The sequence below is a fragment of the Bifidobacterium sp. ESL0790 genome, assembly GCF_029395435.1.
Classification (GTDB): domain Bacteria; phylum Actinomycetota; class Actinomycetes; order Actinomycetales; family Bifidobacteriaceae; genus Bifidobacterium.
The window spans coordinates 1,860,312-1,886,257 of record NZ_CP113915.1; the positions used below are offsets into that span (position 1 = coordinate 1,860,312).

Here is a 25,946-nt window from a genome sequence, read left to right on the forward strand (position 1 = left end):
GTCACAATCGCAACCTGGTGGACGAGATCATGGCAAATGTGTCGCAAATCAGCGTAATGGCGTCGCAAATGCAACTGATGATTGGTTGTGGCCGAATGTCACTTCGTGGATTCACGCACCACCAGTTCGAGCGGCAGGGTGGTGCCCGATGGAGCGCCGCCGTTCATCAGGTCGATGAGCTGGTCGACCATGTGCTTGCCGATGCCGTCGAACGGCTGGCGGATCGTGGTCAGCGGCGGCTCGCAGATCCGCGCCACGGCCTGGTCGTCAAAGCCGACCACCTGCACGTCGCCCGGCACGGCCAGGCCTTGCTGACGGAGGGCCTGCAAGGCGCCGGCGGCCATCAGATCGGAGGCGGCGAACAGGCCGTCGATAGGGCTTTCGGCTTTGGCCGCGTTGTCCGTTTGCTCTACTTTGGCTGCGTTCCCTGCGCGCTTAATATCGCCTGTATTATCAGCGCCGCCTGTTTGATTAGCATTACCAGCATTGTCAACGTTATCGGCGTTATCCGTTAGTCCAATGTCGCCAGCGTTATCAACTCTCCCAGCGCCATCTGCGATGTCCGCGTTCTCAGTATTATCAGCGTTTTCAGCACTCTCCGCGCCGCCTGCATCATCCACGCGCCCCGCCTGCCCCAACAGACGCAACGTGGCCTCGTAGCCACTAGCTTTGTTGTAGCCGCCATGCTCGATGCCCTCCGGCTCAAGATCCAACTGCTCGAGCATGTCCTCGAAACCACGAATCCTGGCGCGCGTGCCCGAAGGCCCCTCCGGCCCGGCCAGCATGCCGATGCGCCGAGCCCCACGCTCGGCGAGGTAGCGCGTGGCCTGAGCCGCGCCCTGGTAGTCGTCGACATGCACATAGCTGACGGCCTTCGCGTCAATGGGCGGGTATTCGGCGACGACCACGGGCATCCGCATCTCGCGCAACGACTTGAGCAGGCCCTTGTGCACGCCCCGGTGCCATGCCACCAGCAGCACGCCGTCCACCGGGCCGCCGCGCAGAAACTTGAGGTTACGCTCGTTCTCGGCGTCATTGTCGGTGGTCATCATGATCAGCGACATGCCCTTGCGCCCCAGCTCGTCGGCGATGGAGCGCAGCAACGTGGAGAAATTGGGGTCGTCGAAGAGCAGCTCCTGCGGCTCCCCCAGCAGGAACGCCACAGAATCGGAGTGGCCGGTGGCCAGGGAACGCGCGTTCTTGTTGGCCACATAGCCGGTCTGGTCGATCACCTTGCGAATCTTGGCGGCGGCCTCGTCGCTGACCCAGTGCCCGCCGTTGAGGTATCGGGAGACGGTGGCGCGCGAGACGCCGGAACGACTGGCGATGTCGCGAATCGTCATCTTCTTGCCACCCATGCCCGAACCTCTCAGCCTCTCGGTCTCCGCGCGACGCGCCTGCCACGCTTATCAAACGAACCTATATATAAAGGTATCCGCCATTCATATATATGGTACGTATTTGTGTATATCAAGCACATATCCGCTTATATATAAGACGCAAATCCATCCATATACCAAACACGCCACCGGCACTCGCACGATACGGATTCCAACGCCCGCATAGGCGTACGCGCCAGCCAATTCCAATATATCAGCGCGGACGGCGCTCAACTCGCACCCATCTCAACGCCGACAGCCCCCATCCTCTATACGTTTCCTATCGCTCACCACAAATCAGCGATGAAAAACCCACAGGCGGATGGGATGAGAAGACCCCGTGGCGTTTGGTTCCACAGGGTCTTTCGTTATGCGCCAGCCTCGCAAACTCCGAAAACTTCGCAACGTTCGCAAGGCAAACGACATCGGTTGCGGCTATCAGGCCTCGGCGGAATCGGTGCCAGCGTTCGTCTTCACGGCCTTGACGTCGGAACGCATGAGCGAGGAGCCGATCGCGACCAGCACGAAGATGGCGGCGGCGAGGACCATGTAGGCCTTCTGGAACTGCAGCGCGGTGATGAGCGCGCCCATGACCAGCGAGAAGATGGAGACGCCGATCTGCTTGGCGGTGCCGAAGCCGTACATGTAGACGGTGGCGGAGACCTTCTTGTCGAAGACGCGGGTGATGTACTTCATCACGGAGATGAGCATGAACGGCATCTCGAGCGAGGCGAGCAGACGCCAGAAGATCAGCATCGGGACGTTGGTGATGAACGCGCAGCCGAGCACGCGCACGAAGAGGATGCCGCCGTAGATGATCAGGCCGGTCTTGGCGCCGATCTTATCGATGAGCGCGGGCATGATGAGCATGAAGCAGGCCTCGAGCAGGATCTGCACGGAGACGACCTTGGCGAACATCGCGTTGCCCTGGGCCAGGGTGCCCATGTGGTGGCTGACGAACATCTCGGAGAAGTAGTTGGCGAACTGCTGGTCGAAGACGTCGTACATGGTGGCGGAGCCGATGATGAGGAGCACGAAGCCCCAGAAGCTGCGGTTGCGCCAGGTGTTGCGGGCGAAGTCCTCCTTGGTCACCTTGAGCTCGGCGGCCTTGTCGGCATCGCCTTCCTTGGAGACGTCGATGCCTTCGGCGACCTCAAGGGCGTCCTTGGGCACGCGCACGAGCAGCAGCAGGACGATCAGCACGGCGCCGCAGAAGGTCATGCCCCAGAAGATGGAGTTCTCGTTGGCGGACCACATGTAGCCACCGACGAAGGAGGCGCAGGCGCCGGCCAAGGAGCCGAAGAGACGCGCGTGGCCGTACTCGAAGCCGTTGGCGCGCGAGGAGCGCTCGTTGTAGGCCTCGACCACGCCGGAGCCGCCGTTGAGGCACAGGCTCAGATACATGCCGGCGAGCACCGCGCCGAGCAGCTCGTTGAACCTGAAGACGGGCAGGAACACCCAGTTGAACAGCGGGCCGGCGAAGAGGATGCAGCAGACCACGAAGTAGAAGAGGTTCTTCTTCAGGCCGAGCTTATCCTGCAGGGGGCCGAAGATGGGCTGCAGCACCAGCGCGGAGAGCGCGGCGACGGTGTTGAGCAGGCCGATGTAGGTCGGGCTCACGTCGATGCTCTTGAGCCACATCGGCAGGAAGGTGCCGGAGAACTGCCAGACGGCAAAGTAGAAGAAATTCAGTAGGCCGAAGTTCCAGAACACCGGTCGTTTCAACGATTTCAGTAATTTCATAATCTCACTTCTTTGTTTTGTATCATTTCGGGGCGGCCGTCCGACTTCGACGGGGCCCTCGTCTCTTCGCTGTGGCGGGACGGACCTGGTATTCAAGGAATGCGGAATATTCTTTGTACTCAGCATTCGAAATATCCGGGTTTGCCTCGCCTTCACAACCTTCGGCCTGGGCCACCGAGCCGGGCACACGCGCATAATCAGCTACGCGGCGCCGGCGAAATGAAACAGGCAGAAGGACAATCTTCATGGACCTGAACGGCTTGGTGCGCGATCAGTTGCGCACTCAGCTATTCGTTCAGCTGCTCGCTCAGCTGTGCGAGCCGTCGGGCGGCAGAACCTCGGTGGTCTGCGGCGTCCAGCGGGTCATGGCCTCGGGGCGTCCGAACACCGGGCCGTCCTCGTTCCAGCCGATCTCCTTGGCGCAGGCCTGGCGGTTCGGATCGTAGAGCGGATCGCCCTTGATCTCGGTGTAGTCGCGGACGTGGTAGATCATCACGTCGGTGACGCCGTCCTCGGCCTTGGTGAAGGAGTTGTGGCCCGGGCCGTACATGTGCGCGGCCTCGTTGGTGGAGAAGACGGGCTTGGCCGACTTCGTCCAGGACTTGGGGTCGAGCAGGTCGGCGTCGGCGCTGGCGGTGAGCATGCCCATCGCGTACTCCGGGCCGGTGCCCGAGGCGGAATAGGTGATGTAGATCTTGCCGTCACGCTCGATGACCGCCGGACCCTCGCAAACCTTGAAGCGGATGCACTCCCAGTCGTATTCGGGCTTGACGAGCATCACCGGCTTGGTCGCGAGCGTCCACGGGTTGGCCATGCGGGCGATGTAGAGGTTGGAGTTGCCGGGAATCTCGAGATCCTGTTGGCCCCAGACCAGATACTGCTCGCCGTCGTGCATGAAGGTGGTCGCGTCCAGGGAGAAGGTGTCCATGCCGGTGTCGACCTTGCCGCGCTCCACCCAGTTGTCGCTCATCGGGTCCTCGTCGGCGTTCTCGATGCAGAAGACGCGGTGGTTGAAGGTGCCGTCGCTCTGGCCGTCGTTGGGGGCCGCGCCGAAGTAGATCTCCCACTTGCCGTTGACGCGGTGAAGTTCCGGGGCCCAAATGAGATGACTCATGAGACCGGTTTCATGCTTCTTCCAGATGGTGACCTCTTCGGCCTTCTGCAGGTCGGCCAGGTGCTCGGCCTTGCGAAGGATGATGCGGTCATAGGCCGGGTACGAACCGGTGAAATAGTATCGTCCGCTGTAACGGATGGCATACGGATCAGCACGTTGAAGCACTATCGGATTAGGTATATCAGCCATGATTTCCTTTCTGCGCCGTTGCTAGCGACTTCTGCTAACGAGACCAGTAATGCCCATTCATTACTGTAACCGGTCTCAGTAACTGAGTACACAATACACCTTTTCACTGTGCAAATCGCCGAGTGTCGTGCAATAACCATGACCCATGCCACCGAAAACGTCGCAAACGCAACCAGCCCATCGGGACCTCAGAATTGCAAACGTGACGCAAAACCCGCCATCAGCGTCACAAACGCAACCTGGCGGCATACTTGATCGCAAACGTGACGCAAAACCCGCCAGCAGCGTCACAAACGCGACCGACCGCAACCTCAGATTGCGAACGCGACGCAAAACGGCTGCGCAGCGTCACAAACACAACCGGCCCATCGGGACCCCAAGATTGCAAACGCGACGCAAACCAACCGATTACCGTCACAAACGCAACCAACCCATTGCAAACGCGACGCAAAAACCACTATCAGCGTCACAAATGCAACCGACCGCAACCCAGATTGCAAATGTGACGCAAAACAGCTGAACAACGTCACAAACGCAACCGACCCCATCGCATATGGGACGCAAAACGGCGTATTTGCGTCACAAACGCGACCAACCCCATCGCAAACGTGACGACATTGGCCTCGGATAGCCAGGTTTCAGGCGTAGGTGAAAGTTTCCGGGTCGTGACCGGCACGGGTGGGGCCGTCGAGGGCGTCGATGGCCGCGTGCTCGGCCGGGCTCAGGGAGAAGTCGAAGAGGTCGAGGTTCTCGCGCTGGCGGGCGGCGTGCACCGACTTGGGGATGATGATGGTGCCGTTCTCGATGTGCCAGCGCAGAATCACCTGGGCCGGCGAGACGCCGTGGGCCTGGGCGATGCGGGCGATGGTGCCGTCACCGGCGTCGAGGTCGGCGCCACGGGCCATCGGCGAGTAAGCCTCCACGGCGATGCCGTGCTCGCGGCAGAAGGCGACCACCTCGCGCTGCTGCCAGGTGGGATGCAGCTCGATCTGGTCGACCGCGGGCCACTCCCCCGTCTCGCGGTGCAGGCGCTCGAGGTGGTCAGGCATGAAGTTGCAGACGCCCAGCGAGCGCACACGCCCCTCGTCGCGCAGCTTGTCGAACGCCTTCCACGTCGCGCCGGAGCGCCAGTCGAAGGGTGTGGGCCAGTGGAGCATATACATGTCGACGTAGTCGAGGCCGAGCAGGCGCAGGGAGTCGTCGAAGGCCTTGAGCGCACTGTCGTGGCCCTGCTGGGAGTCGCGCAGTTTCGTGGTCACCCAGAGGCTCTTGCGCCTGACGCCGGTATTATAGCCGGATTCCTTCAACGCGCGACCAACCCCGGCCTCATTGTCGTAGCCGGCCGCCGCGTCGATGTGACGGTAGCCGATGCCGAGCGCAGACTCGACCACGCCGGAAACGTCGTCGTCGCTGATGCGCAGCACACCCAGACCGATCTGCGGAATGGCGTTGCCGTCGTTCAGCCTGATATCAGGGACACTGTGGTTGTCCGCCGTCTTATCGTCATTACGTTTGGTTTCGCTCTCGTTCATCCCGCGCCCCTTTCACCGATGCTTTCCGAGACAAGGATATCGCAAGCTCATCGCCAAGCCGGCGGCACGGCAGACTTTACCGCGACGCTGAAACCGCGCATGGACTTTAACTGCAGATATACGAAAGCGTCGGGAATGGAGTCCTGTTGCAGAACTCTATTCCCGACGCTTGAACGACCAACCGATTAGCGCGGCTGGATCGCTACATCACCGCGAACTCACCGCTCAGCAGCGGTTGTCGAGGCGATGATACATTTCGGAGATCTCGAGGTCGCGCTCGAACTTGCGCGGGGTCGTGTTCTCATCGATGGTCGCCAGCTCGACGCCTGCGATGCGGGCGAAGTCCTCCCAGCCCTCGCGGCCGAAGGAGGTGGTCATGCAGGTGTGGTGCGAACCGCCGGCGCGCAGCCAGCATTCGGCAGCGGTCTTAAGCGACGGGCGCGGCTCCCACAGGCCACGGGCGCAAGGCAGCGCCTTCAGAGAACCCTCGGGCTCGACGACGTCGACCACATCCATCAGCAGACGGAAGCGCTCACGCATGTCGGCCATGGAGATGACCGTGGCGGCCTTGTGCGGGGCGACGGTGAAGACCAGACGCACCGGATCGGACTTGTTGCCGATGCCGAGCGGGTGGATCTCGAGCTTCGGCTTGGTGATGGTGCCCACGGACGGCGAGACCTCAAGCATGTGCGAGCCCATGTCCATCTCGTGGCCCGGCACGAAGTTGTAGGAGTAGTCCTCCATGAGGCTGGAGCCGCCCTCAAGGCCGTAGCCCATCACGCTGGCGATGCGCACGAGCACCGAGGTCTTCCAGTCGCCTTCGGCGGAGAAGCCGTAGCCGTATTCGCTTGGCAGGCGCTGGGCGCCGACGCCCGGCAGCTGCGGCAGGGTGCCGAGGTCCTCGAAGTTGTCGACCGCGGCGGTGGCGCCGTTGTCCTTCATCATGTTGACCATCGCGGCCTCTTCCTTGGCGGCGATGAACAGCTCTTCGTAGCGGGAATCCAGAAGCTCAGGGGCCACATCGTACTTGGCCTTGTAGTCCTCGATGATGCCCTTGACCTGATCGTCCTTGACCTTCTCGTAATAACCGACCAGCTCGTTGACCGCCCAGGTGTTGACCTGCGTGCCGAAGACGCGCTCGGCCTCGGTCTTGTCGCCTTCGGTGACGGCCACGTTGCGCATGTTGTCGCCCCAGCGCATCACGCGCATGTTCTGGGACTCGTTCCAGCCGGCGCAGGCGCGGACCCAGGTGGCGATCTTCTCGGCGACTTCGGGATCGGTGTAATGGCCAACGACGATCTTGCGCGGGATGCCGAGACGGGTGACGATGTAGCCGAACTCACGGTCGCCGTGGGCGGACTGGTTCAGATTCATGAAGTCCATGTCGATGGTGTCCCACGGAATCTCCTTGTGGAACTGGGTGTTGAGCTGCAGCAGCGGCTTGGTGAGCACCTGCAAGCCGCGGATCCACATCTTGGCCGGCGAGAAGGTGTGCATCCAGGCGATGACGCCGATGCAGCTCGGGTCGGCGCTGGCCTCGGTCATGAATTGCTTCACGCCGTCGGAGGACTTCAGCGTGGGCTTGAGCACCAGCTTGACCGGAATCTTGCCGGTGGCGTTGAGCGCGTCGACGATCTTCGTAGACTGCTCGGCGACCTGACGCAGCGCTTCCTCACCGTAGAGGTCCTGCGAGCCGACGCCGAACCAGACGGTCTTGCCTTCAAATGGATTTTCGAATGTCATGATGACTTCCTTTGTTTACTTCTGTGTACTTCGTTGTTTGTTGGTGTTCTTACTGGTATTCGTGATACGGGCTCCGCCATATTCAAGTCACCGACTCTCGGCCAGTGGCCCACAAATGGCGGGAAAGGAAAATAATCACCATAAGTGGGACGCTCACCCGGCGCAATGGCCTGGATATGGCGCAACCCGAAGTCTTTAGCCTTCGAGGTCGATGTTCTCGATCGCGGCCTTCTCGATCGGCAGCGCCTTGATGAAGCGGGCGAAGAAGTCCTCGAACCCGGCCACGTCCTTGGGATCAGGCTGCTCGGTGGTCGACTCGGCGTCGGCGAAGACGCGCTTGTCGAGGTACTCGTCGAGCGGAGTGTCCTTGTGCCACAGATAATCCGCGAGCACCGCCATGCCCCACGCACCACCTTCGGCCGCCGTCGACATCACCTTGATGGGGGTGTTGAACGCCGCCGCGAGAATCTTCTGCGCCACCTTGGGCGTGGTAAAGATGCCGCCGTGGCCGACCATCGAGTCGACACGCACGTGCTCGCCTTTGGTCATGATGTCCATGCCGATCTTGACCGGCGAGAAGGCGCCGAACAGCTGGGCGCGCATGAAGTTCGCGAGGTTCATCTTCGACTCGGGGCCGCGCGCGAACACGGGACGCCCCTCCTCGAGGCCGGCCAGGAACTCGCCGGAATAGAAGCAGTAGTTGATCAGCCCGCCGGCGTTCGCGTCGGCGTCGGGCCCGATGGCCGCGCGGAAGAGGGTGCCGTAGAGCGTGCCGGCGTCGAGCGGGGTGCCGATGGCCTTGGCGAACTCGCTGAAGACCTTGATCCAAGCGTTGAGGTCGGAGGTGAAGTTGTTGGCGTGGCTCATGCCGCACGGGTCGCCCGCAGGCGTGGAGACCAGGTCGACCTCGGGATGCAGACGCTCGAGTGGATGGTCGAGCACCACCGAAGCGAAGATAGAGGTGCCGGCGGAGACGTTGCCGGTGCCGACTTTCACGGAATTCGTCGCGACCATGCCGGTGCCGGAATCGCCTTCAGGAGGCGCCAGCGGCGTGCCGGGCCGCAACGTGCCGGTGGGGTCGAGCAGTTTCGCGCCCTCGGCGGTCAACGTGCCGGCGTCGCTTCCGGCGACCAGCGGAGTGGGCAGCAAATCCTCGATCTTCCAAGGCTGCGCGGCGACCTCGGGCAGGGCCGCGAACTGGGCGAGCATGTGCTGGTTCCAGCCGTGGGTCTGCGGGTCGATGGGGAACATGCCGGAGGCGTCGTCCACGCCGAGCACCTTCTTGCCGGTGAGCATCCAGTGGACATAACCCGCGAGCGTGGTGAAGAACGCGACCTGCGGCACGTGCTCCTCCTTGTTGAGGATGCACTGGTAGAGATGTGCGATCGACCAGCGTTCGGGGATGTTGTATTGGAAGAGTTCGGAGAGCTTCTCGTGGGCGTCGTGCGTGTTGGAGTTGCGCCAGGTGCGGAAGGGGACGAGCAGCTTGCCGTCTTTGTCGAACGCAAGGTAGCCATGCATCATCGCGGAGAATCCCATGGTGCCGATCCGGGTGAGCTTCTCGCCGTAGGCGTTCTCGACGTCGTAGGCCAGCGAGGCGTAGGCGGCTTGCAGGCCCGACCACACCTCGTCAAGCGAGTAGGTCCACAGGCCGTTCTCCAGATGGTTCTCCCAGCTGTGCTCGCCCGCCGCGATGGTGGAATAGGTGTCGTCGATCAGCACGGCCTTGATGCGCGTGGATCCGAATTCGATGCCGAGCGAGGTCTTGCCCGCGCGAATCTTCTCCGCGATGGACCCCACATGCTCCGTGCCGTTTTCCGTCATTGCCATGTTGACCAGCTCCTTTACTGTCGTTCAAACCACGTTATCGGCGCCATGACGCCGTTTCGCCGGTAACGTCACCACGCTTATGTGAACGCTAACAACTTATACGTCCATATACTACTACGTCCATTGTCATTTCTCCAACCACGCGGATTTGGAGGCAGTGGGGCTTGGAAATATGAGGGCTTGCGACAGACAGGTTTGACGATCAACAGGTTTATGGGAGGCAAGTTTGCGGTAGGTAGGTTTGACGATAAACAGGTTCGCGGCAGGCAAGTTTGCGACAGGCGGATTGGCCAAAACAACAGAGTCTGCGCCGACAGACTTCACGACAACGAACCAAAATAACCCGCAATCAATACGTCAGGCAGTATGCGCGACTTGAGGAGTTGGCGAACCCGCAGGATTCTTCAACGGCAAATATCCGATAGAAAACTGGCACATCACATCCGTTTTCTGCCACCAAAATCCCTTAACAGATATCGAACAAAATGACACCACAATCTGTCCGAGTTACTCCGTCGAAACCTCACGAACCTTTAGAAGTGCGGAACGGGGCCGAGCGAACGTCGCTGGACGACCTGGGCCGGAATGAGGCCCGCACCATGGGCGCTGGATACGAATGCGGTCTCGCCGCCCTCCCCCAACAGCCGCAGCGTCTCGCGCATCGCGGCGGTGCCCAGCTCCTCGAAATCGGGGCGCACCGTGGTCAGCGGAGGCAACATGTTGTCCATGCCGGTCATGTCGTCGAAGCCCACGAGGCTGATGTCGGTCGGAATCTTGAGGCCGTGCTCATGCAGGGCGCGCGCCACGCCGAGGGCCTGCGCGTCGTTGGCGGTGATGACGACGGTCGGTTTGCTCGCACCGGCCGAACCGAGGTGCTCAAGCTCGTGGTTCATGCGCGCGTAGGCTTCGGAGGCGTCCCACGAGGAGCATTGCACGATCTGGGTCTCTAGCGAATACGCGGCCGAGGCCTTGCGCCAGGCGGCCAGACGGGTGGAGGCGTCGCGCCACTGCAACGGCCCCGAGAAATACATCGTCGAGCGGTGCCCGAAGCGCGCCACAAGCCGCGCAACCTCGGCCATCGCGCCCCACTGGTCGATGCCGACGATGGCGGTGCAGCCTCGCTCGCCGGAGTCCATCAGCCGCCCGGCCTGGCTCATCGAAAGGCCGCCGTGTGTGGAGGTGACGAGCACCCTGGGCTGGCTCAGCCGGGCGCGGCAGGCGTCGGCGAACATCACGTCGGTGGGGGTCAGGAAGATGAACGCGTCGACGTTCTGCTCGTCGAAGGTCTGGCAGAGCTCGTTGAACTCCTCCTGCGTGCACAGCGCCTCGTGCACCATCGAGACGTTCATGAAGAAGCCGTGGCGGCGGGCCAGCGACTCGATGGAGGCGATGGACGAGGAGGGGCCAAAGAAATGAATGCCGCCGGCGATCAGGCCGATGGTTCGGGAGCGGTGCGAGGCCAGGGTGCGCGCCGAGTTGCTGGGGCGGTAGCCGAGGGCGTCGATCGCGCTTTGCACGCGGGCGCGGGTGGCGTCGGAGACGTCCTGCGAGTGGTTGATGACGCGGGATACCGTCTGGTGGCTGACGCCGGCCATTTTGGCGACCTCGAACATCGACGGACGCTTTTTCGCGCGACCTGAACCAGCCATGACACACCTCCCGATAGCCACCATCACACTGTGGCGCAGTGAACGTTCACAAGTCTACCCCAACCGAAGTATTGTCATACTCCCCGTCCCAAACCCCGGATTTCAAGGCATTACCGCCGCTTTGCGGAGACCAACCATAAGAGATGAGGGTCAGAGGAGGTGCCAGGTTTGGCGGTGGAGTGAGGTGGGGCCGTGGGCGGCGATGGCGGCGCGGTGGGCGGCGGAACCGTAACCCTTGTTGTGGGCCCACTGGTAGGGCTCGTAGCGCGGGTTGCCCTGCGAGATGCTGACCATGAGGCGGTCTCGGGTCACCTTGGCGATTACCGAAGCGGCGGAGACCAGCGCGCAGCTTTGGTCCGCCTTCACCTTGGTGTGCACCGCGGCGTCGATGGGCAGCACCGGGGCGTCGAACGTGCCCGCGGCCTTGGAGATGTAGTCGTATGGGCCGTCGAGGATCGCGCCGACGCGCAGTGGCCGCGTCATGGCGGTTTCATCATCCAGGATGACCGCGTCTTCGGTGACGTCCAGCTCGTTCTCCACGGATTTCAGGGCGCGCAGGGCGGCGATGCCCAGGGCGTAGGAGATGCCCCACTCGTCGATCTCGACGTTGGTGGCCTGGCCGACAGCGCTGGCCGCGCACCAACCGCGCAGCCCGTCGAACATCGATTCGCGCTGATGCTCGCTGAGCAGCTTGGAATCGGCGACACCTTCCGGCACCTCGAGACTGTCGACGTCACGCGCCCACACGGCCGCCGCGCCCACCATCACCGGGCCGGCCAGCGCGCCGCGACCCACCTCGTCGAAGCCGACGATGAGGTCGAAGCCTTGGGCCGCCAACGAACGTTCGAAGTCGAGCGTGGGCACGATGCGGTGTGACGATGATTTGCGAGCGCGACGCGGTGTGGCCTTCGCTATCTTGGACTTTTCCGATGAAGACGTCGCCTCCTCGACCAAAGGAGATTTCGTATGCGCCGTCGTCTTCTTCGACTTCGGCACGGCTACCCACCTGCCGCTGGAATATTTTGATTGAACGGATTTGGCCTTCAATGATAATGGTTCAGACGACGATGTAACTGACGAAACTTGCTCCGTCACCGAAGCCGACCCACGATCCCCCTTGCCAAACGCCTCATCCAACAAGGGTAAAGCGCCTTGAGATTCCTGAGATTTTGGGGATTCCTGAGCGCCCTGCGTCTCGTGTGAAGAAGCCATCACGCCTACTTCCCCGGCGCGCTCGGCACGCCCGGCACGGCGGCGAACACCTCATGATGCGATTTCATCACGCCGAAGCGGGCGAAGGGCCAGATGGTGAGCACCGCCACGCCCTCGACGTCGCTGATCGGCACCAGCCCGCCATCACCATCGTCGGCGTGGTAGCGCGAATCGGCGGAATCGGAACGGTTGTCACCCATGACGAAGAGGTGGCCGGCGGTCACATTGACCTTGAAGGCGAAGTTGCTGGGGTTGACGCCCGGTTTGATATACGAGGTCTCGTCGACCGCCACGCCGTTGACGGTGACCGGCGCCCCGGCGCCCTTGCACTCCACCGAGTCACCGGGCAGACCGATGAGCCGCTTGATGAGGTCGTCGGATTCCAGTCCAGGCTGATCGCGGAGCCAGTTGGCCGGGTCCTTGAAGACGATGACGTCGCCGCGCTTGAGTTTGAACACCCCCGGATCGAGTTTGTTGGTGACCACGTGGTCGCCGATCTCGATCGTGTCGAGCATGGAGCCGGAGGGGATCTTGTAGATGCCGAGGACGAAGACGCGCAGCAGGACCATCACGACGATGACGACAAGCGTGCTGATGACGACGTCCTTGACCCCCGACGTGTCTTCCGGGCCGCTTTTGTGCTCGGGGCGTTCGGCGAGGGTGCGGGGCCTCGGGCGCGGATCGACGCCGTAACCCGCCACGTCGACGATATGGGAATCGTTCATCCCTCCGTCGTCAAACGGTGTTCCTTCGGACGCCATACACACCTCCCCGGTTCATTCGCCTCAATATTACACACCCTAACGGATGCCGAACCAGTGGGAAAAGCACCTTTTCGGGCCTGTTTTGGTGCTTTTTCCACTGGGTGGGTGAGTAAGCACCGGATACGGAAAAGCGACCGGACCCGGCTGGGGGTGGTCGCTTTTCGGTTGAGCTAAGCTTTCGCTCAGGCCTTCTCGTTGTTGTCCTGGCGCTCGACGATTCGAGCGGCCTTGCCACGCAGCGAACGAAGGTAATAGAGCTTCGCACGACGCACACGGCCACGGCGGGTCACCTTGACGGAGTCGATCACCGGGGAGTGCAGCGGGAAACGACGCTCGACGCCGCAACCGAAGCTGACCTTACGCACGACGAAGGTCTCGCGCACGCCCGCGCCCTGACGCGCGATGACGACGCCCGTGAACGCCTGCAGACGGGTGTTGTTGCCCTCCTGAATCTTGACGTTAACCTCGACGGTGTCTCCAGGACGGAAATCCGGAATGCTCTCGGCGGGCTTCAAATGCTTGGCATCAAATGCCTCAATAGCGTTAACCATTGCTTCACCTGTCGCTGCCGCATACCAGCGCACATATCAGGGGCGCGGTTCACTCGCCGGAATCGAAAACTCCGAAGAGGAACGCACCCAATCCAATGTCCGACGGACATCCCGCCGAATATCAGCCGATTCGCCGCGACTGGCCAACGCCACGCGGCTGAACCCAAGAAGAAGCGGGTCTATGCGGCAACCCGTTTCTCGGCATAACAAACTTTAATTCTAGCGAAGTATAACGACAGATATGGTATTCGACCTCAGCCTTGGCCGGAAGGTCACGGCTGTATTCGATATCCTTCGGCAGACGCGAGGCCTGGTTGGTGTAGATGGCCACGCCGATCATGACGAGCGCGAAAAGCACCATGTCAACCACGAACTTGAGGCAATTGTCGCGGAAATCGCCATCCGAATAGCTGGGCCTGGTCGTTTTGCCATAGAGGTAGCCGAGGAAAAGAGGGCCGTTCACGAGCACGGTGAGGCCCAGGGAATAGAGCATGGCGTTTATCACGCGCCGCAGGCTTATCAGTCTCATATTCACCCCTTATCTCGCACCACGTCAACTTCGCTTCACTCAGAATACCCAGCTTGACTGCGAATCCATCAAACGGTCTTATCTGACAAATGTTCTGGATTCAACCGGGCTTCATGACCTTATGACTTTATGACCTCGTATTGGCCATCATGCCCGGCATCGATGCACCGGGAGCCGTGGGCCCGCCCATGACGATGCCCTCGTAATTGGTGCCGTAGTAGTTATAGGCCTCCATCACCGCATAAACGTAGATATAGACGGAAAGCTGGCGGCACGTGCCTTCGCTCAGGCCAAGCGCGGTGGCGTAGATGAGGTACTGGCCCCAAAGCTCCACATCGGCGGCGTCACGCGACGAGAAATCGCTGAAATCACGCAGGTATTTCTTGAGGCCCAACAGCTGGATAGCCGCGCGCTTGCCTTCCACGGTCAGGGAATATGGCTGCGAGCAAAACAGCGTCGTCACGCCGATGACGGAGCCCAAGGCGCCGAGGCCGATCGCCAAGTAGCCTGCATTGTCGTCCCATAGCTCCGCGAGGGGGTGGGCACCGAAGATGATGGCCGCCGTCATGGCAAACAACAGCAAAAGCATTCGGCCCATGTTGTATGCCACCAACTTCTCGTCGCGTAGCTCATAGCGCATCGCCTGGAAGAATCTGGCTTGGGGCTGATATCCCCTGAACAAGCCGTCGAAGGAGACCGGCTTCGGCGTCCTTATGCGCCGGCCGCTTTTGTCCTCGCTCTCACGCCTCCTCCTCATCTGTTCGTCCAGCGCCGCGTCCTCGGCGGAGCAGGCGGCGCGGAGCTGGTTCAGGTCGAACACCGTGCTGCGCCGCCAACGCGAGAAGTCGGTCAGGAATTTCAGGAACGCCCGCTCGGTGGACGACAGGGCGCTCAGAGGGTTCGGATTTTTCGAACCGTTTGAGCCATTCGAATTGTTTGGGTTGTTTGAACCGTTCGACGTCTGAGAATCCATGAAGGCCACGGGCATCACGGAGATCGTGCTCACCAAGCCCGACGGCTGGTTGACGTCGCCCACCCAGAATTGGCCGTAGGCGTTCTTGCGCAGCTTCGCGCCCAACGACGTGTTCCACAGGAACCGGCCCCACATGCCGCTCATGGGCGCGGGTCGCTTGGCGCGATGACGACCTTGGCGGCGCGAGGATTGGCCGGAATCATTGGCGGCGTTTTGCGCCTCCGTTTGGGCGGCGATTGCGGCGGCGGACGAACGTTGCGCCTCAGCGACCTCACGCATGCGGCCCTGCAGCCCGGCGTCATCGGGACGGCGCAGGTCGAAGCCCTCGTAATCGGCGGCGACGCCTGGATAGATGGCGATGAGCTTCTTCTCCTCCAACGCGAGCAACGTGGCGGCCATGGCCGACGATCCGATATTGATCGCGCGCGAGAACGCCGCGGGAGGCGGGTCGATGACGTCGTTGAACAGCGTGGCGCACCCAGGGCTCATCGTGGGCAGATCACGGCTGTAATCGATGTCGTGCGGCAAGCGCGAGCTCAGGTTCGTGTAGATGACCACGCCGAGCGCCACAATCGTGAACAGCACCAGAATGACGAGAAAATGGGTGAGATCATCCTGATAATCGAGATTCGTGATGTCGGATTCATCGTCGTCGCCGAACTTCACGCCCAAAAGATACACGCCGAGGAACGGGATGCCTATTATCGCGGTGAAGACAAGGGCGACGAGTATGGCGTTCAGCACGTGCCTCGGACTCATTGATTTCATATTCGCCCCTTTGTTAACTTCGCTTCCTCCAGAATACGCAGCATGCCAGTCAATCGGTTGCATCGTCTTATATGGCTGACGAGCCGCGGAATATCAAAACCAACCAATAATCAATCCCAATTTGACAAGCCGCGGCGAGGCCCTTATCTTTGGGGCGGTAATGAAAACCCGCGCACCGCGCGACTGCTTAAGGGGGTGGGGATCATGACAAGCGATCTGCCTAATAGTTTCAGCGATCTGCATCATTTATGCGAAGCAACGAACCCACTCTCGATGAATAACTAGAATCGGAAAACGGCGAATTTCGCGGCCAGCGTACTTGGTTCGCGGCATCTTTAGACACCAGGCCCACATACGACCATACGACGCCGAACTCTCGACGCCGCGTCCTTCGACGATGCCAAATCCAGAAACCGCCTTTCGGCTGCATCACGGCTGCTTTATGACTGACTTATGGCTGCCGTATAGCTGCTATAGCTGCCTGTAGAAACGCGACGGCCCACCGCAGGCGCCTGGGTGCGCGCCAACGCGCCAAACCGGCGACCAACCAAGCGGCCGCACGCCAACCGGATTCATCGAGATTCCAACTGAAAACGCAAGTCCGCCCCACCGGGCAGGACCTGCGCAAGCCTTACGACACAAGGAATCCTCATGACCTTCTTCACCAACCCCGCCTCCCCCATCGCAGGGAGGACCGGCGCCAACGCCCACAACGGCGCGCGCCAACCCAACCTCGCCGCCCGCGTGGTCTCCGACTGCGCCGTGGTGGCCGGCATCCTCGCCATCCTCGCCGTGATCGCCTGGCTCGTGCCCGCCATCAACGCGCCCGTGGGCCCGCACGGCGTGCCGTCCACCATCTCCACCGACCCGGCCAACCTGCCCTACTACGCCCTGCGCTCCGTCTTCCGCATGGCGCTGGCACTGCTGTTCTCGCTGATCTTCACCTTCGTCTACGGCCTGGCCGCGGCCCGCTCGCGCAGGCTCGGCAAAGTGCTCATCCCCCTGCTCGACATCCTGCAATCCGTGCCGATTTTGGGCTTCCTCTCGGCGACCGTCACCATCTGGCTCGCGCTTTTCCCCGGCTCAATGATGGGCGTGGAGGCCGCCTCGATCTTCGCCATCTTCACCTCGCAGGCGTGGAACATGACCTTCTCGTTCTACCGGTCGCTGAAAAGCGAGCCACAGGAACTCGTGGAGGCCGCGCAGAGCCTGCGCCTGACGCGATGGCAGCGTTTCTGGACGCTCGACGTGCCCAACTCCATGATCCCGCTGATCTGGAACATGATGATGAGCGTGGGCGGCGGCTGGTTCTTCCTGACCGCCTCCGAGATGATCTCCGTGGGCAACCACACCTACGCGTTGCCCGGCATCGGCAGCTACGTGGCGGCGGCGTCGGCCGAGGAGAGCCCCGCGAAAATCGGCTGGGCCATCCTCACCATGATCATCGTCGTGCTGCTGGTTGACGTGTGCATCTGGAAGCCGATGACCGCCTGGGCCGAGAAGTTCCGCATCACGCAGAGCGAATCCTCCACACCCAAGCGCAGTTTTGTGCTCACACTCATCCGCCAGTCGCATATCGACGAATGGCTCGGGCGGCTGCTGCAGCCGGTGGGCGACCTGCTCGAGCGCATCACCCGACCTCTGGGGCGCACCGGGGCCAAATGGGGCGCCAGACCCGGCAGACGGCGCGCGGGCGACATCGTCTTCGACGTCATCGTGGGGGCGCTGGTGATCTTCGGGGCCGCTGAACTGTTGGTCACCATCTCGCGCAGCACCGGGCTCGGCGAGCTCGGACGGGCCTTCGGACTCGGCGGCATCACCTTCCTGCGCGTGGCGCTGCTGACCCTGCTCTGCTCGGTGGTCTGGGTGCCGGTGGGCGCGATCATCGGCATGAACCCGCGAATCTCACGGCTCGTACAACCGCTCGTGCAGGTGCTGGCGAGCTTCCCGGCCAACTTCATCTTCCCCTTCGCGGTCATGTTCTTCGTGGCGTGCGGCGTCGACATCAACTGGGGCTCGATCCTCCTGATGGCGCTGGGCACGCAGTGGTACATCCTCTTCAACGTCATCGCCGGGGCGAGCGCGATTCCCGACGACCTCATCGAGATGAGCAAGAGCCTGCGCATGAGCACTTGGATGCGCTGGCGCACGCTCATTCTGCCGGCGGTCTTCGGCTCGTGGGTCACCGGCGGCATCACCGCGGCGGGCGGCGCGTGGAACGCCTCGATTGTCTCCGAAATCGTCAGCTACGGCAAGCACACGCTGGTGGCGCACGGCCTGGGCTCCTACATCGCCGAGGCCACCGCGCACGGCGAGGGCATGAAGACCATCATCGGCGTGGCCGTGATGGCGATCTTCGTCGTGGCCGTCAACCGCCTCTTCTGGAACCCGCTGCAACGGCTCGCCGACCGACGTTTCGTGGTCGGATAGCGAAAGGACGCACACCCAAACCGGCCCATTTAAAATCAGACCCTTGCAATTCCGCCATTCTCGTTTTAAATGCCCCCAATTGGGTGTGCGCGATTTTGGACATTCCCATCAAAACTTCATCAAAAGGACCTCATCATGAACTTCACCAAACTGCTGAACGCCGTCGCCAGCGAGACCCAGACCGGCGGCGCGACCGCCACCGCCACCCGCACGCGCGGACGCAGGCGCACCAACCCCAACTTCGCCGACCTCGACGCCAACGCCACCCACACCGTCATCGAGGCCAGCCACATCAGCCAGCGCTTCACCTCCGAGAAGGGCCACGAGACCACCGTGCTCGACGACATCTCCTTCAACCTGCACGAGGGCGAGATCGTGGCCGTGCTCGGGCGCAGCGGGGCCGGAAAATCAACCTTCCTGCGCATTCTGGCCGGGCTGGTGGAGCCCAGCAGCGGCCAGGTCTCCTACCGCGGCAAGGCGCTCGACGGGCCGAACCCCGGGGTGGCGCTGGTCTTCCAGACTTTCGCGCTCATGCCGTGGCTCACCGTGCAAGACAACGTGGAGCTCGGGCTGGAGGCCAAGGGCATGCCGCGCGCCAAGCGCCACGAGCTCGCGCTGAGCGCCATCGACGCCATCGGCCTCGACGGCTTCGAATCGGCCTACCCCAAGGAGCTCTCGGGCGGCATGCGCCAGAGGGTCGGCATCGCCCGCGCGCTTGTGCTGCGCCCCAACGCCCTCTTCATGGACGAGCCCTTCAGCGCCCTCGACGTGCTGACCGCCGAGAACCTGCGCCAGGAGGTCTTGAACCTCTGGAACGGCAAGGGCAACGACATCAAGTCGATCCTCATCGTCACCCACAACATCGAGGAGGCCGTGCAGATGGCCGACCGCGTGGTGGTGCTGGGCTCGCACCCGGGCCACCTCATCGCGCAGGTGCCGGTGGACCTGCCGCGCCCGCGCGACAAGCACAGCCCGGAGTTCGAGGCGATGGTAGATAGGCTCTACGCCATCCTGACCGGTAAGGACGAGTCACAAAAGTCGAAGATGGAAAACACGAAACCGCGGAATTCCAATGAATCGGATTCGGTATCTTCCACTTTTGTAACCGCGAATTCTGGGGCCGACGATAAAAACGATGACCGTGATGACATTTCGGGCATTGCCGATAAGAAAGATTCCGCGACCGCCCCGACCGCCGGAAACGCGAAGACCGCGGCATCGGATGGTTCCAACGAAACTGGTGATTCCGCCGAAAACGGTAGGACTGCCGAGGTCGCTACCGAAACCACGCCGCAGAACATTCCCACCGAGGACTCCCCCGACAAGCGGCTGCTGCCCAACGCCACCCCCGGCGGCCTGGCGGGTCTGCTCGACGTGGTGTCGAACTACCCGGCCGGCGTGGACCTGGCCGACCTGGCCGCCGACCTCTCCTTCGAGGTGGACGACCTCTTCCCGCTCATCGACGCCGGCACGATGCTCGGCCTCCTGACCGTGAGCAACGGCCACTGCACCATCACCCGCGAGGGCGAGCGCTGGTGCCACGCCGACGTGCTCGACGCCAAGCAGCTCTTCGCCCAGCTGGTGATGGACCACGCGCCGCTCGTGCGCACCATCGACCGCGCCCTGCGCAACCACCCCGACAAGGGTCTGCGTGGCGAGCTCATCCTCGACCTCTTGCGCAGCCAGCACACCGACGAGGAGGCGCAGCAGCAGTTCGACATCGCGGTGACTTGGGGCCGCTACGGCGAGCTCTTCGACTACGACGCCGACGACGACCTGCTCACCCTGGACGAGGCCAACAAGTAGCCCCCCCACTTACACCGCCCCATCCCAGTGAGAAAAGTACCAAAAGCACCCCGTTAAAGTGCTTTTCCCACTGGTTTGGGGCACTCACTGAGGAGAAAAGCACCATTTTGAGCCGATTTTGGTGCTTTTTCCACTGGTGGGGATATGGGTGGTGGGCACGTATCCCGGCGCAGGGCAACGCCGCATCGCAAAGCAGACAAATGGGGCCAGAACCTTGCTTTCGGACGCATCAGAAACTCGGCCTGCGCCGCAAAGCAGACGAATGGCCCCCAAACCCTGCTTTCGGACGCATCATAAGCCCGGCCTGCGCCGCAAAGCAGAAGAATGGGTTAGAACTCATCACAGGAATGGCCTTCACTGAGGAGAAAAGCACCAAAACGGCTCCAAAATGGTGCTTTTTCTCCGCAGAGAGGGCTCATTGCAGTGGGAAAAGCAACTTTATGGGACGCTTTTGGTGCTTTTTCCACTGGGTTGGGGCACACCCGTTGGGGTACACACCAGTTGGGGACGCAACAGTTGGAGGGCGCAACAGTGGGCCCCGGTCAGTCGCCCCAGTAGGGGTTGGTCGGGAGGCGGAAGGCCAGTTGGCGGGTCACCTTGGTCTCCATGCCGAGCGCGATGGCGTAGGTGAGGTATTGGCCCCAGATCGCCAGGTCCTCGACGCCGCGCTTGGAGAAGTCGCTGAAGTCCCTCATATAGGCCATCAGGCCGAGGATCTTGCCGGCCTCGAGGCGCCCGCGTGGGGTCAGCATGTAGTTTTGCATCAGGGTGAACACCATGAGCGCCAGGAACAGGCCCGGCAAGCCCAGCCCGAGCGCGAGTCCTTGGTGATCCGCGTCCCAGATATCGCGCAGCATGAAGAATCCAAGGCTGAACAGGCAGAAAAGCGCGATCCACGCCACCATGGACAGAATCGAGATACGAGTGAGTTTCAGCGCCTTATACTCCTCCTGCGCGGCATCGAGGAACGCCTGCTGCTTCTTGATGCCGGCGGTCCACACCTCGCTCGGGTCGGAGACCGGGCGGGCGAGCTGGTTGGGTTTGCCGAGTTTGGCCGCGTGGCGCTCATAGCCCATGTCGTTGTTCCAGCTTTCGGTGGAGTTGCGCAGCTCGTTGAGGTCGAAGACGCGCGAGCCCTTCCATTGCGCGAAATCATCGAGATAGGTGAGCATCGCGGCTTCGGACTTGCGGAGCCCGGAGACCACCGCGCTGCCGTCGTCGGGCGCATGCAGCAACCGCACCGTGGCGGTCCGTCCGTCGGCAGGCTTGGGAATGCCGCCGAAGAGACGGGCGAGGTGTGGATGACGGCGGATGGCCCAGCCCCATTGCGTGCGCCAGAGCATATGGCTGAGCCACGTTTGGACGCGGCCGGGTTTCGCGAGGAAACGGTGGAGGAACGACGTGGAACCGGCGTTGGAATCGCCGTTGGGGATATTTCCATTAAGGGTATCGCTGGAATTATTATCATCGAGACCATTACCACCACCAAAGCCATCGCCGCTGGCCTCAGCCGAATCCTCGCCTGCCGTATTATCATTGGCCCGCGCCCTCTCGGCCGCCGCCATCCGCGCGTCCTGGACCTCCAAAGCGACCTTCTCGCGAGCGCGTATCTCCTCGTCGCTGGCGGTGGCCAGGTCGATCCCCTCATACGCCGACGCGGACCCAGGGTGGAGCTCGACCACCTTCTTGCTGGAAAGCGAAAGCAGCGTCGAAAGCAGCTCGCGCGTGCCAAGCTCGGAAAGCCAGCCCATGTTGACGGCGGACGGCTGAATCACGTTGATAAAGTTCGCCGCGCTGGCCGGACTCATGTCGGGCACGTCATGGTAATAGTCGAGTTTGGAGCGCCATTTGGTCTGCCGGTTGGTGAGGACGACCATCAGCGCGCCAAAAATCAGGAAGACGAGCACCAGCTCTAGGTAACCGAAAACCTGCAGGGCCCAATCGCCGGTAAGCTCAGCACTGATCGATTTGTCGGAATCGCCTGTCGCGCGCCGCTTGTCACGGAACTTGTCGCTTTTGCCATCCCACACCATATCGTGCCGAACCTCGCCCATCGGCCCGTCAAACATGGAGTAAAAAGCGACGGATTCGGCGCCAGGAACGTCGTAGGCATCGAAATCAAGCTCGCGCGCGCCCTTCGAACCGACGGTTTTCCGGCCGGAATAGTCCACAAGCCCCACCGGTTTGTTCACCACTTCCGGAAGCCTCAGCCTGCCGTGGACATGCCCGACGTGCCCGTCACCCTCGTAGTAGGCGCGATAGGCGAAATACGAACGGTCGCCACAGCGGGTGAGCGCGTTCTTGAGCGTCATGGAGATATCGAATTTCAGGCTCTCGGCCGACTGGACCGGAGGGATGGCCCAGGTGAGCGTCACCGAATCCCTGTTCGCGGCGTACTGCTCATCCTTGGCCGACAAGGCAGCATCGGCCTTCATCGTGACGGGCGTGTAATCAGCCTCGGCACCTTGATCGTACACATCGGCGGTCCACATGCCCGGTTGGAAAAGCTGGTTCCCGTCCTTGTCATATTGGCTGAGGGCACCATAGGGCACATGCCGATAGTCCTCTCCGGTTTGCGCGTTACTCACGCTCACATCGGTGATCGCGCCGAGCTCTGGTCTGGGATACGCCAGAAACGAGGAATCATCGGACAGGAAGACCGCCAGCGAAAGGTTGGTCCACGGTAGGGCGGAGCCGTTGAAATCCCTTTCGGCCAGCCGCATATCCACGTGCTCGGTGAGCGCCACGTCGCCGTTGGATTGGACGGCCATGTCGTAGTCGATCGAGTTGTAGCTCATGTCTCTCTTGGCGTCTTGATCCGCGTAGTTCTGTTTCTCCTCCTCGGTGAGCTTCCTGCTTTCGGGCACGTAGTCGCTCAAGGTCGGCAGGCCCGGATCGGACGAAGTCGTTTCGTTGGTCTGCTTGGCCTCGCGCTGCGCCTGCTGGTCCTTGCTGGAGGCATACGACGGGATCATGCACAGCGCGACCACCAGCGTGCACCCGAGGCAGAAGGGAATCTGCCGGACGACACGTCCCAATCCAGAGCGAAGACCCACTTGCGATCACCGCCCGCCGAAGCTGCCGCCGCCGGCGCCGCCACCGGAACCGCCGAACGCTCCGCCGCCACCGCCGATGCCGCCGCTGAACGACGTGCCGAGACCGCTGAAGCCGGAACTCAGCTGCGAGCCGAGGTCGCCGAAACCGCCGAACCCTGCACCGGAGCCGAACGAAGGACCAGCGGAGGCAGCCGCGCCGCTCCACGCCGGGCCGCAATAGACCCAATAGAGCACCGAGCCGCTTGCGTACTGGTCGAGCCAGCTCTGGTCGGTCAAGGAGGGCTGCACTTCCGCCAGCTTGCGCACGAACTCGCTGCTGACGCCCAAGGCGGTGGCGTAGATGAGATAGTCGTCCCAAAGCGCCAGATCCTGAGGCCCACGGTCACTGAAATCGCTGAAGTCCTCCATGTACTTGCGTAGGCCGAGCACCTGGTCCGCGATCTTGCGGCCGTCCTCGTTCAACGCCTCGCTGGGCATCAGATTCAGAATCATGATGGCGGCGAAGACCACCACCACGGCCAACACCATCACCACCCAAGGCACTCCTCCCTTACTCCAGGTGTGCCAGATGTAAAGGCCCGCGATCAGCGCGGCCACGACCATGCCCCCTACCGCTTTGGTAATCGCGGGGCCCTGCGAATAGGCAAGGCCGGCAGCCTCGAACTCTTCCTCCTCCTTGTCGCGGAAAGCCTTGTAATACTGGGGCCCATCGGTCCACTTCTTGCCCTGCTTGCGCATCTCCTTGAGGTCGAAGACGCGAGAGCCGTTGTAGGCCGCGAACGACTTGAGCAATTCCAGCAGGGCGCCTTCGGCACGAGTGAGTTTGACTTGGGTCCGCGGCTCAGGCTGGGTCTCGGAGCGCGGCGACCCATGGGCCATCTGATCGAGCAAGGTCTCGCCGTCCCTGTCACCCACGTATGCGGCCGGCAGAACCACGATGGTGCTGGTCTTCTCCGCTTCCGACGAGGGGTGGGCGCGCACCCGTTCGGCGAGCTGCCCGGAGTTGACGCGCGAAAGATCGAGCCCCACGTACCATTCGGAGGCTCCCGGGTAGATGGCGATGAGCCCCTTGCGCAGCAGGGAGAGCAGCGTGGCGGCCATCTGCCGCGAAAGCATCTTGCCCTCGTAGCGGGACCTGCTTTTCATGCCCATCAGCCTTGATCCGGCCGAACCCTCCAGAATCTCCATGAGGCGTGCGGCGGCCACGGGGGTGATTTCGGGAATGTCGCGGTAATAGTCGATTTCATCGTGGTCCGCGGCCTTGCGGCTCGTGATGGAGAACTGGCGGATGGCATAGGCGAACGCGCCGATCACGGCGAGGATGGAGACCACCAGCCAGACGATGTTGGCCACCTGGCCGACCATCCATTTCGAGTGTTCCACGTTCTCGTCGTGCACGACCGCCTGCGCGTGGTCGCCGGACTTGGTATGGGCCACCTTGCCCATCGGCGCCGCCGATGACATCGAGATCAGGTCGACGTGCTGGTGCGGATTAATGTCCTTCGCGGTGAGGTCGATGGTGTTCTGCCCCTGCGCCTCGATGTGGCCAGAACCCGCGAAATGCAGCCATTGCTGGGGCAGGCTCACCGAAGTGGCCTTGGCCTTGGACGTGGACGTGGCATCGCCTTTCGCCTTGGGCAGCGAGACCTTGGCGTGCAGGCTCTCGATCGGCACGGGGTTGTCGTCAGCCACCGGCTCCCACTTGAGGTAGGCCACGTCGTCGTAGAGCGTCACCACGTCCTTGAAGGTCATGGTGACATCGAATTTCATGTGCTTGGCGGTGTAGGTGGCCGGGATGTTCCAGCCAATCTCGATGGTGTCGCCGGATTGGCCGCTGGAGCAGCCGTCCTCCTTGAGGTCGTTGTCGGCGGCGGAGCGCACCTGAGGCGCGGATAGCGTTGCGGGCTTTGACGATGTTGAGAACGTCGACGACCTCGACGGTTCCACGTAGCTGGCGCCCTGGCCGGTAACGCCTGTGGAACCATTCGTATTCGTTGAGCCATTCGAGCCCGTTCCCGGCGACCCCTGCGCGCCCAACCCGTCCATAGCGCCCTGCATGCGGCCGGCGCCCACGATGCCGTCCACCGGATCCTTCGACGCCTTCTTGCCACCCGCCGGCGAATAGGGCGCGGCGGGGTTGCACGAGGTGTTCACCGCGTACCAGGTCTCGGCGAAATCGCTGTCCCAATCCGTGTCGTCGGAATATTTGAGGTCGTTGGAGGCCGGCCGGTCGGCGTAGGAGTATTCCTTGCCGGTGCCGTCCTTCACCGAGACGTTCGTGATGGCGCTCAACTGCTTGTCGTCGAGTTTATAGTTCTGGTAAAGCTCGCGCCATGGCACCTTGTCGCCGCCATCGTCGGGGCGCTTGCCGAGGTCGATGTCCATGTGCTCGACCAAGCGCAGATCGCCGTTCTGTGTTACCGTCGCGTCATAGTCGAGGGAATGGTAGGTCATATCGCCGTTGTTGCCGCGCTCGGGCCCGATGCCAAGCATGAACCCAAAAGCGATGATCGCCACGAACAACGCGCCGGCCGCCGCCGACAACACGGCCCTCACCCGCCAGGAAAACCTCTCGGAAACCTTCATCATCCACTCCCATCTCATCTACAACACTGTTGCTCGTCAACCCAGTGGAAAAAGCACTATTTCAGCCGTTTTTGGCGCTTTCCCACTGGTCT

16 protein-coding genes are annotated in these 25,946 nt (G+C 62.1%); 2 read left to right on the forward strand and 14 right to left on the reverse strand.

What is annotated here, in order from left to right:
- Nucleotides 1-98: 98 nt before the first annotated feature.
- The 12 genes from OZY47_RS07195 to OZY47_RS07250 all read right to left on the reverse strand — a co-directional run bounded on the left by OZY47_RS07195 (nt 99) and on the right by OZY47_RS07250 (nt 15,976).
- Complete coding sequence (locus OZY47_RS07195) at nt 99-1,358, reverse strand: LacI family DNA-binding transcriptional regulator (RefSeq protein ID WP_277177658.1); 1,260 nt, start codon at nt 1,356-1,358, stop codon at nt 99-101.
- Nucleotides 1,359-1,817: 459 nt separating this feature from the next.
- Nucleotides 1,818-3,122 (reverse strand): oligosaccharide MFS transporter, encoded by a 1,305-nt coding sequence (locus tag OZY47_RS07200; protein ID WP_277177659.1) that lies wholly within the window; start codon nt 3,120-3,122, stop codon nt 1,818-1,820.
- Between the two features lie 307 nt (nt 3,123-3,429).
- Nucleotides 3,430-4,425 carry a glycoside hydrolase family 43 protein gene (locus OZY47_RS07205; protein WP_277177660.1) on the reverse strand — a complete coding sequence of 332 codons (996 nt, stop codon included), beginning with the start codon at nt 4,423-4,425 and terminating at the stop codon, nt 3,430-3,432.
- Nucleotides 4,426-5,063: 638 nt separating this feature from the next.
- Nucleotides 5,064-5,957, reverse strand: coding sequence for an aldo/keto reductase (locus OZY47_RS07210; protein ID WP_277177661.1), 894 nt, complete (start codon nt 5,955-5,957; stop codon nt 5,064-5,066).
- Between the two features lie 225 nt (nt 5,958-6,182).
- On the reverse strand, nt 6,183-7,700 hold the full coding sequence (gene araA / locus OZY47_RS07215) for an L-arabinose isomerase (protein ID WP_277177662.1): 1,518 nt from the start codon (nt 7,698-7,700) through the stop codon (nt 6,183-6,185).
- 195 nt (nt 7,701-7,895) lie between these two features.
- On the reverse strand, nt 7,896-9,530 hold the full coding sequence (locus OZY47_RS07220; protein WP_277177663.1) for an FGGY-family carbohydrate kinase: 1,635 nt from the start codon (nt 9,528-9,530) through the stop codon (nt 7,896-7,898).
- Nucleotides 9,531-10,063: 533 nt separating this feature from the next.
- Nucleotides 10,064-11,143, reverse strand: a complete 1,080-nt coding sequence (locus OZY47_RS07225; RefSeq protein ID WP_277179215.1) for a LacI family DNA-binding transcriptional regulator — start codon at nt 11,141-11,143, stop codon at nt 10,064-10,066.
- Between the two features lie 186 nt (nt 11,144-11,329).
- On the reverse strand, nt 11,330-12,046 hold the full coding sequence (locus tag OZY47_RS07230) for a ribonuclease HII (RefSeq protein WP_277179217.1): 717 nt from the start codon (nt 12,044-12,046) through the stop codon (nt 11,330-11,332).
- 350 nt (nt 12,047-12,396) lie between these two features.
- The gene (lepB, locus tag OZY47_RS07235; protein ID WP_277177664.1) at nt 12,397-13,116 is read right to left on the reverse strand and encodes a signal peptidase I; all 720 of its coding nucleotides are present in this window, start codon (nt 13,114-13,116) and stop codon (nt 12,397-12,399) included.
- Nucleotides 13,117-13,337: 221 nt separating this feature from the next.
- On the reverse strand, nt 13,338-13,706 hold the full coding sequence (gene rplS / locus OZY47_RS07240) for a 50S ribosomal protein L19 (protein ID WP_277177665.1): 369 nt from the start codon (nt 13,704-13,706) through the stop codon (nt 13,338-13,340).
- Nucleotides 13,707-13,827: 121 nt separating this feature from the next.
- Nucleotides 13,828-14,235 carry a hypothetical protein gene (locus OZY47_RS07245; RefSeq protein ID WP_277177666.1) on the reverse strand — a complete coding sequence of 136 codons (408 nt, stop codon included), beginning with the start codon at nt 14,233-14,235 and terminating at the stop codon, nt 13,828-13,830.
- A 127-nt stretch (nt 14,236-14,362) separates the two neighbouring features.
- Complete coding sequence (locus tag OZY47_RS07250) at nt 14,363-15,976, reverse strand: DUF2207 domain-containing protein (protein WP_277177667.1); 1,614 nt, start codon at nt 15,974-15,976, stop codon at nt 14,363-14,365.
- Nucleotides 15,977-16,627: 651 nt separating this feature from the next.
- Here OZY47_RS07250 and OZY47_RS07255 point away from each other — a divergent pair.
- Together OZY47_RS07255 and OZY47_RS07260 are read left to right on the forward strand one after the other, a co-directional pair.
- Entirely contained in the window at nt 16,628-18,406 is a 1,779-nt protein-coding gene (locus OZY47_RS07255; RefSeq protein WP_277177668.1) for an ABC transporter permease subunit, read from the forward strand.
- 135 nt (nt 18,407-18,541) lie between these two features.
- Nucleotides 18,542-20,212: a nitrate/sulfonate/bicarbonate ABC transporter ATP-binding protein gene (locus OZY47_RS07260; protein ID WP_277177669.1), complete on the forward strand. Its 1,671-nt coding sequence runs from the start codon at nt 18,542-18,544 to the stop codon at nt 20,210-20,212.
- Nucleotides 20,213-20,754: 542 nt separating this feature from the next.
- Here OZY47_RS07260 and OZY47_RS07265 read toward each other — a convergent pair.
- Nucleotides 20,755-23,268: a DUF2207 domain-containing protein gene (locus tag OZY47_RS07265; RefSeq protein WP_277177670.1), complete on the reverse strand. Its 2,514-nt coding sequence runs from the start codon at nt 23,266-23,268 to the stop codon at nt 20,755-20,757.
- Nucleotides 23,269-23,274: 6 nt separating this feature from the next.
- The gene (locus OZY47_RS07270; RefSeq protein WP_277177671.1) at nt 23,275-25,857 is read right to left on the reverse strand and encodes a DUF2207 domain-containing protein; all 2,583 of its coding nucleotides are present in this window, start codon (nt 25,855-25,857) and stop codon (nt 23,275-23,277) included.
- Nucleotides 25,858-25,946 lie beyond the last annotated feature (89 nt).

What these genes read in the sequence shown, in the direction of transcription:
- OZY47_RS07255 (WP_277177668.1), top strand. Translation starts at nt 16,628, where the DNA reads ATGACCTTCTTCACCAACCCCGCCTCCCCCATCGCAGGGAGGACCGGC.
- lepB (WP_277177664.1), bottom strand. Translation starts at nt 13,116, where the DNA reads ATGAACGATTCCCATATCGTCGACGTGGCGGGTTACGGCGTCGATCCG.
- OZY47_RS07250 (WP_277177667.1), bottom strand. Translation starts at nt 15,976, where the DNA reads ATGAAATCAATGAGTCCGAGGCACGTGCTGAACGCCATACTCGTCGCC.
- rplS (WP_277177665.1), bottom strand. Translation starts at nt 13,706, where the DNA reads ATGGTTAACGCTATTGAGGCATTTGATGCCAAGCATTTGAAGCCCGCC.
- OZY47_RS07200 (WP_277177659.1), bottom strand. Translation starts at nt 3,122, where the DNA reads ATGAAATTACTGAAATCGTTGAAACGACCGGTGTTCTGGAACTTCGGC.
- OZY47_RS07210 (WP_277177661.1), bottom strand. Translation starts at nt 5,957, where the DNA reads ATGAACGAGAGCGAAACCAAACGTAATGACGATAAGACGGCGGACAAC.
- araA (WP_277177662.1), bottom strand. Translation starts at nt 7,700, where the DNA reads ATGACATTCGAAAATCCATTTGAAGGCAAGACCGTCTGGTTCGGCGTC.
- OZY47_RS07270 (WP_277177671.1), bottom strand. Translation starts at nt 25,857, where the DNA reads ATGATGAAGGTTTCCGAGAGGTTTTCCTGGCGGGTGAGGGCCGTGTTG.
- OZY47_RS07205 (WP_277177660.1), bottom strand. Translation starts at nt 4,425, where the DNA reads ATGGCTGATATACCTAATCCGATAGTGCTTCAACGTGCTGATCCGTAT.
- OZY47_RS07195 (WP_277177658.1), bottom strand. Translation starts at nt 1,358, where the DNA reads ATGGGTGGCAAGAAGATGACGATTCGCGACATCGCCAGTCGTTCCGGC.
- OZY47_RS07260 (WP_277177669.1), top strand. Translation starts at nt 18,542, where the DNA reads ATGAACTTCACCAAACTGCTGAACGCCGTCGCCAGCGAGACCCAGACC.
- OZY47_RS07220 (WP_277177663.1), bottom strand. Translation starts at nt 9,530, where the DNA reads ATGGCAATGACGGAAAACGGCACGGAGCATGTGGGGTCCATCGCGGAG.
- OZY47_RS07225 (WP_277179215.1), bottom strand. Translation starts at nt 11,143, where the DNA reads ATGTTCGAGGTCGCCAAAATGGCCGGCGTCAGCCACCAGACGGTATCC.
- OZY47_RS07245 (WP_277177666.1), bottom strand. Translation starts at nt 14,235, where the DNA reads ATGAGACTGATAAGCCTGCGGCGCGTGATAAACGCCATGCTCTATTCC.